The organism is Conexibacter sp. DBS9H8 (assembly GCF_023330685.1).
Taxonomy (GTDB): Bacteria; Actinomycetota; Thermoleophilia; order Solirubrobacterales; family Solirubrobacteraceae; genus Palsa-465.
Window position 1 is genome coordinate 1,513,291 of the sequence record NZ_CP097128.1, and the last position, 12,352, is coordinate 1,525,642.

General features: G+C 71.0%; 11 protein-coding genes, 1 other RNA gene and 1 riboswitch. Of the genes, 7 read left to right on the top strand and 5 right to left on the bottom strand.

All coding sequences use genetic code 11. The features are described 5' to 3' along the window. Nucleotides 1-220: 220 nt before the first annotated feature. Nucleotides 221-1,270: an NAD(P)-dependent alcohol dehydrogenase gene (locus M3M55_RS07135; RefSeq protein WP_249012132.1), complete on the top strand. Its 1,050-nt coding sequence runs from the start codon at nucleotides 221-223 to the stop codon at nucleotides 1,268-1,270. 256 nt (nucleotides 1,271-1,526) lie between these two features. Here the strand turns inward: M3M55_RS07135 and M3M55_RS07140 are convergent, their stop codons facing one another. Both M3M55_RS07140 and M3M55_RS07145 read right to left on the bottom strand, forming a co-directional pair. Continuing rightward, nucleotides 1,527-2,327, bottom strand: a complete 801-nt coding sequence (locus M3M55_RS07140) for a Cof-type HAD-IIB family hydrolase (protein WP_249012133.1) — start codon at nucleotides 2,325-2,327, stop codon at nucleotides 1,527-1,529. Between the two features lie 9 nt (nucleotides 2,328-2,336). Then, nucleotides 2,337-3,587 carry a nucleotide sugar dehydrogenase gene (locus tag M3M55_RS07145; protein WP_249012134.1) on the bottom strand — a complete coding sequence of 417 codons (1,251 nt, stop codon included), beginning with the start codon at nucleotides 3,585-3,587 and terminating at the stop codon, nucleotides 2,337-2,339. A gap of 79 nt (nucleotides 3,588-3,666) precedes the next feature. On the opposite strand from M3M55_RS07145, the gene ffs reads away from it, so the two are divergent. The 4 genes from ffs (at nucleotide 3,667) to recR (ending at nucleotide 6,493) form a co-directional block, all read left to right on the top strand. Then, an RNA gene (gene ffs / locus M3M55_RS07150) (signal recognition particle sRNA small type) lies at nucleotides 3,667-3,760 on the top strand. Between the two features lie 31 nt (nucleotides 3,761-3,791). Next, on the top strand, nucleotides 3,792-5,468 hold the full coding sequence (dnaX, locus tag M3M55_RS07155) for a DNA polymerase III subunit gamma/tau (protein WP_256469045.1): 1,677 nt from the start codon (nucleotides 3,792-3,794) through the stop codon (nucleotides 5,466-5,468). Nucleotides 5,469-5,479: 11 nt separating this feature from the next. Continuing rightward, nucleotides 5,480-5,818, top strand: a complete 339-nt coding sequence (locus tag M3M55_RS07160; protein WP_249012135.1) for a YbaB/EbfC family nucleoid-associated protein — start codon at nucleotides 5,480-5,482, stop codon at nucleotides 5,816-5,818. 69 nt (nucleotides 5,819-5,887) lie between these two features. Then, nucleotides 5,888-6,493, top strand: a complete 606-nt coding sequence (recR, locus tag M3M55_RS07165) for a recombination mediator RecR (RefSeq protein WP_249012136.1) — start codon at nucleotides 5,888-5,890, stop codon at nucleotides 6,491-6,493. Here recR and thiC read toward each other — a convergent pair. Next, the gene (thiC, locus tag M3M55_RS07170; protein WP_249012137.1) at nucleotides 6,453-7,775 is read right to left on the bottom strand and encodes a phosphomethylpyrimidine synthase ThiC; all 1,323 of its coding nucleotides are present in this window, start codon (nucleotides 7,773-7,775) and stop codon (nucleotides 6,453-6,455) included. The genes recR and thiC overlap by 41 nt on opposite strands. Continuing rightward, nucleotides 7,766-7,877, bottom strand: a riboswitch (TPP riboswitch). Its footprint overlaps the gene before it by 10 nt. Nucleotides 7,878-7,928: 51 nt before the next feature. Here thiC and M3M55_RS07175 point away from each other — a divergent pair. Further along, nucleotides 7,929-9,188: an aspartate kinase gene (locus tag M3M55_RS07175; protein ID WP_249012138.1), complete on the top strand. Its 1,260-nt coding sequence runs from the start codon at nucleotides 7,929-7,931 to the stop codon at nucleotides 9,186-9,188. Nucleotides 9,189-9,234: 46 nt separating this feature from the next. Then, nucleotides 9,235-10,257 (top strand): aspartate-semialdehyde dehydrogenase, encoded by a 1,023-nt coding sequence (locus M3M55_RS07180; RefSeq protein WP_249012139.1) that lies wholly within the window; start codon nucleotides 9,235-9,237, stop codon nucleotides 10,255-10,257. Here M3M55_RS07180 and M3M55_RS07185 read toward each other — a convergent pair. Together M3M55_RS07185 and M3M55_RS07190 are read right to left on the bottom strand one after the other, a co-directional pair. Next, nucleotides 10,214-10,828, bottom strand: coding sequence for a response regulator transcription factor (locus M3M55_RS07185; protein WP_249012140.1), 615 nt, complete (start codon nucleotides 10,826-10,828; stop codon nucleotides 10,214-10,216). The genes M3M55_RS07180 and M3M55_RS07185 overlap by 44 nt on opposite strands. Nucleotides 10,829-11,160: 332 nt before the next feature. Next, nucleotides 11,161-12,333: a site-2 protease family protein gene (locus M3M55_RS07190; RefSeq protein WP_249012141.1), complete on the bottom strand. Its 1,173-nt coding sequence runs from the start codon at nucleotides 12,331-12,333 to the stop codon at nucleotides 11,161-11,163. Nucleotides 12,334-12,352: the final 19 nt, after the last annotated feature.

Sequence of the window (12,352 nt, forward strand, 5' to 3'; positions counted from 1 at the left end):
CCCCTCCCGCTAACGGTCCCGGTACGTGCAAGCCGGGAGCGCCGGAGATGTCAGCCCGAGGCCCAAGAGGGTGAGCAGGCTCCTGGACAGGCCCCCGACGCAAAATGTGCTGCACAGCACACGGATCGCGCCGCCGGGGCCGGCGGTCGCATCGAGGACGTGGAAGCGCTGTGCCGGGATGCCGCCGGCGGGTCAGTTCGACCCTCGTAGAATCAATGCCATGCCCACCTCCGTCACCGCCCGCGCCACCGCGGGACCCTCCGAGCCGTTCACCCAGGTCACGATCGAACGCCGTGACCTCGGGCCCCATGACGTCAAGATCAAAGTCCACTACGCCGGCATCTGCCACTCGGACATCCACACCGGCCGAGACGAGTGGGCCGGCACCCACTTCCCGCTCGTCCCCGGACACGAGGTGGCCGGAACCGTCGAGGAGGTCGGAGAGGCGGTGACCAAGGTCAAGGTCGGCGACCGCGTCGGGGTTGGCGTGATGGTCGACTCCTGCGGAGAGTGCGGCGCCTGCACGGACGGTCAGGAGCAGTTCTGTGAGCGGGGGATGGTCGAGCAGTACAACTCGCGTGGCTATGACGGTCACTGGCATGACGGCGGCTACAGCACCCACACCGTCGTCAAGGACCACTTCGTCTGCCACATCCCGGAGGGAATCGGACTCGACGTCGCCGCGCCGCTGATGTGCGCGGGCATCACCACCTACTCGCCGCTCAAGCGCTGGGGGGCCGGCCCGGGCAAGCGCGTCGGCGTCGTGGGGCTCGGTGGTCTCGGGCACATGGCGGTCAAGCTCGCCGTCGCGATGGGCGCGGAGGTCGCCGTGCTCTCCCGCACCGCCGCCAAGGCCGATGACGCGGCCGCCCTCGGTGCCCAGCACTTCCTCAACACCTCAGAGGCGGGGGCGCTCAAGGCCCACCGGGCGAGCTTTGACCTGATCATCAACACCGTCTCGGCGCCGCTGGACATGAGCGGGCTGCTCGACCTCCTGCGCCGCGGGGGGGCGGTCGTCAACGTCGGCGCCCCGCCGGCGGATACGACGATCCCGATCCACCCCTTCAGCCTCATCCAGGGCGACAAGGTGTGGGCCGGGTCGATGATCGGCGGGATCGCCAGGACCCAGGAGATGCTCGACTTCTGTGCCGAGCACGGCATCGGGGCCGACATCGAGCTGATCTCCGCGGACGAGATCGACACCGCCTGGGACCGGGTCGTGGACTCGGACGTCCGCTATCGGTTCGTCATCGACGCGGCGACGATCTAAGGCGCTCTCCGCCACCTCGGCGGCCTCGGCGACGCCGGGGCCGCCGGGGCGGTGACGTCGCGCAGTTGCGCTGGTGGCGCGCAGCGTCCCCGAACCCGAGACGGCACCCCTACACCTCCCGTTTGAGAGACTATGACGCGGCGGCGGGCACGTGCTCGAGCGCGCTCCCTCGCCGAGGTCGCCGTCTGAGGCTTCGGCTCACGCCGACGGGGGTGCCGAGCCCACAGCCGGCGCCTCCGCCACCGGCGCCGGTGCGTCAGTCGGTGAGGATGAACCGGTCGATGGCCTTGGCGAAGCCGTCCTCGTCGTTGGTGGCGGTGACGTGGGTGGCGGCGTCCTTGACCTCGTCGTCGGCCTGGCCCATCGCGATCGACAGGCCCGAGGGGGTGAACATGCTCACGTCGTTGGGCATGTCGCCGATCGTGGCGATCTCGCCCGGGTCGATCCCGTAGTGGTGGGCGAGATAGGCGACGACGCCGCCCTTGTTCGCCTGCGGGTGGGTGACGTCGACGTAGTAGGGCTGGGAGCGGGCGGCGGAGACGTGGTCGCCGAAGCGGTCCGCCAGCGCCCGCTCGAGCCGGGCGATCGCGTCGTGGTCGTCGCTGACGCCGGTGATCTTCTCGACGTTGGCGGTGATCGCGGCGAGATTGTCGCTGACGGTCGGATCGAACTGGACGGTGCTCGTCTCGCGGGCGACGTGGGCGCCGTCGGGGTCGGGGATGAACCAGTCGGCGTCCCGGTAGACCCAGGCGTCGGCGGAGTCGGAGATGACGGCGATGATGTCGGCGACGAGGTCCTCGGGGATCGTCTTCTGCTCGATCGGCTGCATCTGCGGGTCGACGATGAGGCCGCCGTTGAACGCGGCGATCGGACCCTCCAGCCCGAGCGGCTCGACGAGCATCTCCATCCCGCGCGGGGGACGGCCGCTGGTCACCGCGAAGATGATCTTCGCCTCGTGAAGGCGGTGGACGGCGGCGATCGCCGCGTCGGTCAGCTCCTTCTCGGAGGTGACGAGGGTTCCGTCGACGTCGGCGAGGAGCAGGCGGATGGCGGGCATGGACTCACCCTACAGGCGGACGATGTTGGGGGCATCGACCCCGCGGGTGACCCCGCGCAGATCGACGAACAGGGCGGCATCGCGGGCGATCGCGAGGTGGTCGATGCCCGGGTGGGCGGTGATCAGGACGACCGCGTCCGCGCCGGCGAGCGCCTCGGGGAGCGGCACGCTCGTGAGGCTGAGCTCGGCAAGCGAGGCCACGTAGGGGTCGTGGTAGCGCAGGCGTGCCCCGCGCTGGGCGAGCGACTCGATGATCCGGATCGCCGGGCTCTCGCGGACGTCGGCGACCCCGCCCTTGTAGGCGACCCCGAGGACCGTGATCGCCGAGCCGCGGATCGGCTTGCTCTGATCGTTGAGGGCGAGCTCGATCCGTTCGACGCAGTGGGTCGGCATCTGCTGGTTGATCTTGCCGGCGAGCTCGATGAACTCTGTCGACATGTGGAACTCACGCGCCCGCCAGGTGAGGTAGAACGGATCGACCGGCAGGCAGTGGCCGCCCATTCCGGGCCCGGGGGAGAACGGCATGAACCCGTAGGGCTTGGTCGCGGCGGCGTCGATCACCTCCCAGATGTCAATCCCCATCCGCTCGGCGAGGATCGCCAGCTCGTTGACCATCGCGATGTTCACGCTGCGGAAGATGTTCTCCAGCAGCTTGGTGAGCTCGGCCGCCTCCGGGCTGGAGACCTCGACGGTCTCGGCGCACACGGTCGCATACAGGGCGCGGGCGCGAGCGCCGCAGGCCGAGGTGAGCCCACCGATCACCTTCGGCGTGTTCGCGAGCGTGTAGTCGGTCCGGCCGGGGTCGATCCGCTCGGGGGAGAAGGCGACGTTGAGATCCTCCGGGACGCGCAGACCGGAGATACGGGTCAGCTCGGGGACGAGCAGATCCCGGGTCGTGCCCGGGTAGGTCGTCGACTCGAGCACGATCAGCTGGCCGGGGGAGACGACCTGGCCGAGCTGGGTGACCGCCGAGCGCAGCGGGCCGAGGTCGGGCTCGCGGTTGACGCTGAGGGGCGTCGGCACGCAGAGGATGACCGCCTCTGCATGGTTGAGCGGGCTGTAGCTCGTCGTCGCCGTCAGCTGTCCGGCGACGGCGGCGAGCCGGAGGGAGCTGACATCCTCGATGTAGGACGCGCCGGCGCGGATCGCCCGGACCTTCGCCGGGTCGGTGTCGACGGCGATCACCTCCGCCCCCGCCTCAGCGAAGGCGACCGCGAGCGGCAGCCCCACGTATCCGAGTCCGAGCACCCCGACGACCATGAGCGGGCGACATTAGCGGCCCCCCGGCCCTGCCGGGAGGGCTGCATCGCCCGGCCCAGCGGGGCTGATCTAGAATCGATGCCGTCCCGTCGCGGTGGAGGCCTGTGAACCAGGTCAGGTGCGGAAGCAAGCAGCCTTAAGCGGCAACCTCCAGGCGCGGCGGGGCGTCTGCGGTCGTCCGGCGCGCCTCTAGACTCCGCGGCCGTGCCTGCCGGACCCTCTCTCTATCGCCGTCACCGCCCCCGTAGCTTCGCGGACGTGGTCGGCCAGGAGCACGTCGTGCGGACCCTCACCCACGCGGTGGAGCGCGACAAGGTCCACCACGCCTATCTGTTCGTCGGCTCGCGCGGGACCGGCAAGACCTCGATGGCCAAGATCCTCGCCGCCTGTCTCAACTGCGTGAACGGCCCGACGGTGACGCCGTGCGGCGTGTGTGACTCGTGCGTGTCGATCGCCAACGCGACCTCCCTCGACGTGATCGAGATGGACGCCGCCTCCAACAACTCCGTCGACGACATCCGCGAGCTCCGCGAGACCGTCGCCTACGCCCCGGTGAGTGGCCGCCACAAGGTCTACATCCTCGATGAGGCCCACATGCTCTCCAGCCAGGCCTGGAACGCGTTCCTCAAGACCCTCGAGGAGCCGCCGCCCCACACCGTCTTCGTGCTCGCGACGACGGAGGCCCAGAAGGTGCTGCCGACCGTCGTCGACCGCTGCCACCGCTTCGACTTCGGTCGGCCCGGCGCGGAGCAGATCGCCGGCCTGCTCACCCGGGTCTCCGCCCAGGAGGGGATCGCCCTCGCCGACGGGGCGGCGGCGCTGATCGCGCGCCACGCGACGGGCTCCTACCGGGACGCCCTCGGCACCCTCGAGCAGCTCGTCGACTACGCCGGGGACGCCCCGATCGTGCCTGCCGACGTGTTGGCGGTGCTCGGGATCGCCGACGCGGAGGCACTGTTCGCTGCGGTGGAGGCGATGATCGCCCGTGACCCCGCGGCGGCCCTGCGGGCCGGCCACGCGCTCGCCGGGACCGGGCGCGATCCCGGTCAGGTGCTGCGCGACCTCGAGTCCCACGCCCGCGAGCTGCTCGCCGTGCAGGTGATCGGCAGCGTGCCGCCGGAGCTCGCCCTCACCTCCGACCGGGATGCCCGCCTGCGCGCCCAGGCGGAGGCGCTCGCGCCGACCGACGCGGTCCGGCTGCTCGATCTCATCTCCAGCGCCCTCGGCGCGATCGGTGACGGCGCCCAGGCACGGATCCAGCTTGAGCTCGTGCTGATCCGCGCCGCCGCGCCCGAGTACGACCCGTCCGTCGCCGCGCTGCTGTCCCGGATCGAGCGGCTCGAGCAGGGCCGGGGCGCCCCGGCCCCGCGCGCCGTCGCGGCGACGGTCCCGCCGGCGCCCGCCCCGCCGGCGCCCGCCCCGCCGGCGCCCGCCCCGCCGGCGCCCGCCCCGCCGGCGCCCGCCCCGCCGGCGCCCGCCCCGCCGGCACCACCGCCACCCCCGTCCCTTCCCGCCCTCCCGGAGATGGCCGACGTGTGGCCCGCCGTCGTCGAGGCGATCCGGGCCGAGAATGAGATGCTCGCGGCACTGCTGCGTGTCGCCGTTCCCGTCGCACTCAGCGATGGAGAGCTCACCCTCGCGCTCCCAGCCGGCGCCCAGTTTCAGAAGCGCAAGCTCGAAGGCAACGAGCATCACCGCCAGAGTGCCGCCAACGCCGTCCATGCGGTCACCGGCGTCCGTCTCGCGCTGCGCTACGTGATCGCCGATCCGCACGCCGACCCGGCGCCGGGGGTCGCCCCACCGGCCTCTGACAAGCTCTCAGAGGCCGAGCTGATCCAGAGTCTCGTCGAGACCTTTGACGCCGAGGAACTCACCGACTGAGGAGAACGTAGATGCCGCCCCAACCCAACATGCAGCAGATGCTCAAGCAGGTCCAGAAGATGCAGGCCGACATGGCCCGCGCCCAGGAGGCGCTCAAGGACGAGACGGTGACCGCGACGGTCGGCGGCGGCGCCGTCAGCGTCGAGGTGACCGGGGAGATGGTCCTCAAGGCGATCACGATCGCCCCTGAGGCGGTCGACCCCGAGGATGTCGAGATGCTCTCCGACCTCGTCTTGTCGGCCGTCAACGAGGGGATCCGCAAGGCCCAGGAGCTCGCCGCCTCCCGGATGGAGGCGGCCGCCGGCCCGCTCGGACAGAGCATGGGTGGCCTCGGGATCCCCGGGTTCTAGCGCCCCCGGCGCCCCCGCCACCCCCGCCACCCCCGGCACCCCCCCGCCCCGGTACCCCCCAAAGCCTCCGTGTCCCTTCACGCCCCGCCGCTGCAGCGTCTCATCACCGAGCTGTCCAAGCTCCCGGGGGTTGGCGGCCGCACCGCCCAGCGGCTCGCCTTCCACCTGCTCAAGGCGACCGAGGACGACGCCTTCGCCCTCGCCGCCGCGATCCGCGAGGTGAAGGAGAAGATCACCTTCTGTGAGGTGTGCTTCAACCTCGCGGAGGGGCCTCGTTGTGTTATCTGCCAGGACGCCCGCCGCGACGAGGGGCTGATCTGCGTCGTCGAGGAGCCCGCGGACGTGATCCCGATCGAGCGGACCCACGAGTGGCGGGGCCGCTACCACATCCTCGGCGGGGCGCTCTCCCCGATCGACGGGATCGACCCCGAGGACCTGAAGCTGAACGAGTTGTACGCGCGGGTCGCCGTCGACGGCGTTCGCGAGGTCGTCATCGCCACCAACCCGACGACGACGGGGGAGGCGACGGCCCTGCACATCGCCGCTCACCTCCGCGCCGCCAGCCCGGAGGTGGCGGTGACCCGCCTCGCCTCCGGGCTGCCGGTCGGCGCCGACCTCGAGTACGCCGACGAACTTACGCTCGGGCGCGCCTTCTCCGGTCGGCGAGCGCTGTGAGCGCGTCCCAGTCGACGTTGCGGAAGTTGTGCATCGGGCAGTACTTGGGCCCGCACATCGCACAGAACTCCGCCGTCTTGAAGTAGTCGTCGGCGAGGGTCTCGTCGTGCATCGCCCGTGCGGTATCGGGGTCCAGTGACAGATCGAACTGGCGGTTCCAGTCAAAGGAGAAGCGGGCCTCTGACAGTTCCCGGTCCCAGGCGGCCGCCCGCGTCGATCCGCGCGCGAGGTCGGCGGCGTGGGCGGCGATCCGGTAGGCGATCAGCCCCTGCTTGACGTCCTCGGCGTTCGGCAGCCCGAGGTGCTCCTTCGGGGTGACGTAGCAGAGCATCGAGGTGCCGTGCCAGCCGACGATCGCCGCCCCGATCGCTGAGGTGATGTGGTCATAGCCGGGGGCGATGTCGGTCACCAGCGGCCCGAGGGTGTAGAACGGCGCGCCGTCACAGACGGTCTGCTGGCGGGCGACGTTCATCTCGAGCTGATCGAGGGGGATGTGGCCGGGCCCCTCGACCATCGCCTGGACCCCGGCGGCCCGGCAGCGTTGAACGAGCTCGCCGAGCGTGTCGAGCTCGGCGAACTGGGCGGCGTCGGAGGCGTCGGCGATGCATCCGGGGCGAAGGCCGTCGCCGAGGGAGATCGTCACGTCATAGCGGGCACAGATCTCCAGCACGTCGTCGAAGGCCTCATAGAGCGGGTTCTCGGCGCTGTGCTCGACCATCCAGCGAGCGAGCAGACCACCGCCACGGGAGACGATGCCGGTCACCCGGTCCCGGCACAGGGGCAGGTGCTCCAGCAGTACCCCGGCGTGGATGGTCATGTAGTCGACCCCCTGGCGGGCCTGATCCTCGATCACCGCACACAGCAGCTCGGCGCTCAGCTCACCCGGCGAGCCGGCCCGCTCGAGCGCCTCGTAGATCGGCACGGTCCCGATCGGCACGGTCGCCTCCGCGAGGATCGCCTCGCGGATCGCCTCGATCTTCTTGCCGGTGGAGAGGTCCATCACCGTGTCGGCTCCCCACCGCTGGGCGAGCAGCAGCTTGTCGACCTCCTCGCCCAGGGACGAGCTCGTCGGCGAGTTGCCGATGTTCGCGTTGATCTTCACGCGCGCGGCGATGCCGATCCCCATCGGGTCGAGCCGGTGGTGGCCGACGTTGGCGGGAATCACCATCCGGCCGGCGGCGACCTCGGTGCGGATCGTCTCGGGGTCGAGCGCCTCCCGTTCGGCGACGCGCGCCATCGCGGTGGTGACGGTGCCCTCACGGGCCTCAGACAGCTGAGTCATGCGGTCCTCCCTTCGCTGGTATGAGCCAGATCAGGTTCGGCGGGTCGGCGCAGCCAAGCGCCCTCTCAGCCCCCCCGGTGGGGGGCTCCCCGGGATTGATGTTCTGTCTGGATACCCTACCGCAGCCGCCGCCCTCTACCCTCCACTGCGCGCATGCAACCGACCGTGGTGATGAAGTTCGGCGGCACCTCCGTCGCCGACGCCCAGAAGATCCGCCGGGCCGCCGCCCGGATCGTCGCCCAGCGGGAGGCGGGCCGGCGGGTCGTCGCCGTCCTGTCCGCCCGCGGCCACACGACCGATGAGCTGATCGCCGCCGCCCTGGAGGTCTCCGCCCACCCCGACCCGCGGGAGATGGACATGCTCCTGTCCACCGGCGAGCGGATCTCCTGCGCCCTGTGTGCGATGGCGATCAACGACCTTGGTCACCGCGCGATCTCCCTCACCGGCTCCCAGGCCGGGATCGTCACCGACACCTCCCACACCCGGGCGCGGATCATCGACGTGCGTGCCGACCGGATTCGCAAGGCGCTCGAGGAGGACATGATCGTCCTCGTCGCCGGCTTCCAGGGCGTGTCGACCTCCCGCGACGTGACGACGCTCGGGCGCGGCGGCTCGGATACGACCGCGGTCGCGCTCGCCGCGGCCGTCTCCGCGGAGGTGTGTGAGATCTACACCGACGTCGACGGGGTCTACAGCGCCGACCCGCGGATCGTCCCCGACGCCCGCAAACTGCCGGTCGTCTCCTTCGAGGAGATGCTCGAGATGGCCGCCTCCGGGGCGAAGGTGCTGCAGCTGCGCAGCGTCGAGTACGCCCGGACCCACGGGGTCCGGATCCACTGCCGTTCGAGTTTCAGCGACGCCACCGGCACGGTGGTCGTCGGGGAGGAGGAGACCATGGAGAACCCGCTCATCACCGCTGTCACCCACACGACCGAGGAGGCGCTGATCACCCTCAGCGGCGTCCCCGATCGGCCGGGCGCGGCCGCTGCGATCTTCACCGCGCTGGCGGAGGCGGGCGTCAACGTCGACACGATCGTCCAGAACGAGCCCAAGGGGGAGGGGGTCCAGGCCGAGGTCTCCTTCACTCTCGCCGCCGACGATCTCCACGCCGCCGAGACCGCCCTCGGCCCCGTCGCCACCGAGCTGGGGATCAGCGGCATCGCCCTCGACGAGCAGGTCGGCAAGGTGTCGATCATCGGGGCGGGGATGCGCTCACACCCCGGGGTCGCCGCCAAGGTGTTCCAGGTTCTCGCCGAGGAGGAGATCAACATCGAGATCATCCACACCTCCCCGATCAAGATCACCTGCCTGATCCGCGAGGACGCCGTCCCGGCGGCCGTGCTCGCCCTTCACACCGCCTTCGGTCTCGGCGGCGGCGAGCAGGAGCTTCCGATCGGACAGCAGTCACGATGACCGCGCCGACTTCGCCGGTCTGTGGGACCGGCCCCGGAGGTGGGCGGTGACCCCGCGGATCGCCGTCGTCGGGGCGACCGGCGCGGTCGGCACGGTGATGCTCGCCTGCCTCGCCGAGCGCGGGCTCGACGGCGACCTCACCCTGTTTGCCACCCCGCGGTCAGCCGGGCGGGTGCTCGGCGGTCGGACGGTGCGCGGACTCGATGAGGCCGCCGACCTGTCCGGGTTCGATCTCGCCCTGTTCTCGGCCGGGGCGGCCACCTCCCGGGACTGGGCGCCGAGGTTCGTAGCGGCCGGGGCGACCGTGATCGACAACTCCTCCGCGTTCCGGCGGGACCCGGCGGTCCCGCTCGTCGTCGCCGAGGTCAACCCGCATGCGCTGTCGGGGATCGGTCCGGACACGCCGGGGATCGTCGCCAACCCGAACTGCTCGACGATGCAGCTGATGGTCGCCCTCGCCCCGATCCACCGGGCGGTCGGGATCGAGCGGCTGATCGTCTCCACCTACCAGTCGGTATCGGGCACCGGCGTGGCTGCGCTCAGCGCCCTGGACGCGGAGGCGGCGGCCGCCCTCGCCGGCGCGCCGCTGCCGGCCCCGGCCGTCTACCCGGACCACATCGCCTTCAACGTGATCGGTGCGGCCGGCAGCTTCCCCGACGGGGACGACCACACCGATGAGGAGCGCAAGATGATCTTCGAGACGGGAAAGATCCTCGAGGACGACAGCATCGCGGTCGCCGTCACCTGCGTGCGCGTCCCCGTCCGGGTCGGCCACTCTGAGAGCGTCAACGTCCAGACCCGCGAGCCGATCGCCATCGACGACGTGCGGGCACTGCTGGCGGCTGCGCCTGGGGTTGTCCTCGAGAACGTGCCCTCGCCGCTGCGCGCCGAGGGTCGGGATGAGGTGTTCGTCGGCCGCCTGCGCGACGACGCGAGCCACCCGCGGGCCTTTCAGATGTTCGTCGTCGCCGACAACCTGCGTAAGGGCGCGGCGACGAACGCGGTCCAGATCGCCGAGGCGCTGATCAGGTCCGGCCGGACGCGCTGCGCAGTTCCCGCCGGGTCCTGACCCCGAGCTTGCGGTAGACCCGTCGCGCGTGGGTCCGGACCGTCTCGATCCCGACCGACAGCTCGAGGGCGATCTCTGCGTTGGAACGGCCGCGCTGAAGCAGGGTGAGGACGTCGGCCTCACGCGGGGTGAGCAGGTCCGGTCCGGGCGCGGGCGCCCGTTCCTCGCCGCCGCCGTCCATCGCCGGGAGGACCTGGAGGCCGCGGGAGGCGAGGTGGATGGCGTGCAGCACGTCCCGCGCCTCGGTGTGCTTGGCGAGGCAGGCGTCGGCGCCGAAGGAAAGCAGCTGGCGGCACTCGTTCGGGCCGGGGTGGTTGGCGAGCACGAGCAGTCGCGTGTCCGGGCAGCTGCGTCGCAGGGCCCGCAGGTCGGTGGCCGAGACGAGGGAGCCGAAGTTGAGCACCGCCACCCGCGGGGCGTGCCGGAGCAGGACGGCGGCGAGCTCGCTGTGGGGGACGTTGTGGGCGACGAGCTCGAGGCCGGGGTCACCGTCGATGAGCACCCTCAGGCCGAGGCCGATGATGTCCTCGAACTGGGACAGGACGACGGTGACGGGGGCGCGCAGCGACATATCTCTCTCTCCATCGGCGTCTCCCGTGACGACCATGAGGCTACCAGAACGGGTGATGGGCAGATCACCCGTTCACCATCCCCCTTGCACCCCCAAGATCACCCACCTCAGGGGACGACGGATTGCGCCGGGTCCGTCACCATGACGACATCGCCGGTGCGGGGCACCGGCGACACACAACTTCCATCAGGGACGATCAGGGGTAGGAGAGGGGCGGAGCGCTGGGAGGCGCCCCGCCCCTCGTGCGTGTGGGGGGCAGCGGGCGTCGGCGCGCCGGAGGCGCCCCGCCCCCCGTGCCTGTGCGGGGCGGAGCGGGCGATGATACGCGCGGCTCAGGTCTGGCTGGAGGGGAACAGGCTCATCAGCGCGCGCTTGACCTGATCGAGGGTGACGACGCCACGCACGATCCCGTTGACGTCGACGGCGACGACCCCACCGAGCCGGCCGAGGGCGGGCAGGGCGATCAGGTCGCTGAGCGGGCGGTCTTCGGAGACGCGTGAGTCCCCGTCGTCGGCCTCCAGCATCGAGGCGACCGTCAGCCAGCCCTCGCCGGCCTCCGTCGCCCGGGCGACCGCATCGCGCTGGGAGATCCCGAGGTAGTGGCCACGGTCGTCGACGACGGGCAGCCACGTCGCGTCGTAGCGGTGAAAGAACTCATCGAGGGCCTGGGTGGCCGGGACCGAGGAGGTGATGATCACCGGCTCGTGGTCCATGATGTCCGAGACCCGGATCGTCTCCATCCGCTCGGCCACCCGACTTTGGCGCAGGCTCGCCCGGGCGCTCGAGTAGATCATCCAGGCGACGATCATCAGCCAGATCCCGGTGAAGGTGTCGTGGCGGAGCAGGAGGAGGAAGCCTCCACCGCCGATCAGCAGGGCGAGCCACTGCCCGAGCGTCGCCGCCGCCCGCGTGCCGGCGACCTTGCTGTCGGTGCGACGCCAGACGATCGCGCGTGCGATCCGTCCGCCGTCGAGCGGGTAGGCGGGGATCAGGTTGAAGACGAGGATCGCCGCGTTCATCACCAGTAGCCAGGAGAGGGCGAGCAGCACGGGGGTGAGGCGGACCCCACCGGTCAGTTCGATCGCGTCGATGAGGCGGCTCGGACCGACGATCGCCATGTCCACTCCCGCGCAGATCAGTCCGAACAGGAGCGTGCCGAGCGGGCCGGCGACGGCGATCCGGAACTCCTCGCCGGGGGTGGCGGCATCCCGACTCATCTGGGTGATTCCGCCGAACAGGAACAGTTCGATCCGGTTGACGGTGATCCCCTCCCGGCGGGCGGCGAGGGCGTGCCCGAGTTCGTGCAGGATGAGGGAGGCGAAGAACAGCAGGACGGTCGCAAGCGTCGTCAGGTAGGCGACGGCGTCGGAGGAGCCCAGCACCGTCCGGAAGGACCCGGAGACGAGGAAGATCATCAGGAACAGCATGAGGAACCAGGTCGCGTCGACCCCGATTCTGATGCCGGCGATGCGTGCCAGCTTGATCGAGCCACCCGGTCGGAACATGCTGCAATGGTGGCACAGC

What these genes read in the sequence shown, in the direction of transcription:
- M3M55_RS07135 (WP_249012132.1), top strand. Translation starts at nt 221, where the DNA reads ATGCCCACCTCCGTCACCGCCCGCGCCACCGCGGGACCCTCCGAGCCG.
- M3M55_RS07140 (WP_249012133.1), bottom strand. Translation starts at nt 2,327, where the DNA reads ATGCCCGCCATCCGCCTGCTCCTCGCCGACGTCGACGGAACCCTCGTC.
- M3M55_RS07145 (WP_249012134.1), bottom strand. Translation starts at nt 3,587, where the DNA reads ATGGTCGTCGGGGTGCTCGGACTCGGATACGTGGGGCTGCCGCTCGCG.
- M3M55_RS07160 (WP_249012135.1), top strand. Translation starts at nt 5,480, where the DNA reads ATGCCGCCCCAACCCAACATGCAGCAGATGCTCAAGCAGGTCCAGAAG.
- thiC (WP_249012137.1), bottom strand. Translation starts at nt 7,775, where the DNA reads ATGACTCAGCTGTCTGAGGCCCGTGAGGGCACCGTCACCACCGCGATG.
- M3M55_RS07175 (WP_249012138.1), top strand. Translation starts at nt 7,929, where the DNA reads ATGCAACCGACCGTGGTGATGAAGTTCGGCGGCACCTCCGTCGCCGAC.
- M3M55_RS07185 (WP_249012140.1), bottom strand. Translation starts at nt 10,828, where the DNA reads ATGTCGCTGCGCGCCCCCGTCACCGTCGTCCTGTCCCAGTTCGAGGAC.
- M3M55_RS07190 (WP_249012141.1), bottom strand. Translation starts at nt 12,333, where the DNA reads ATGTTCCGACCGGGTGGCTCGATCAAGCTGGCACGCATCGCCGGCATC.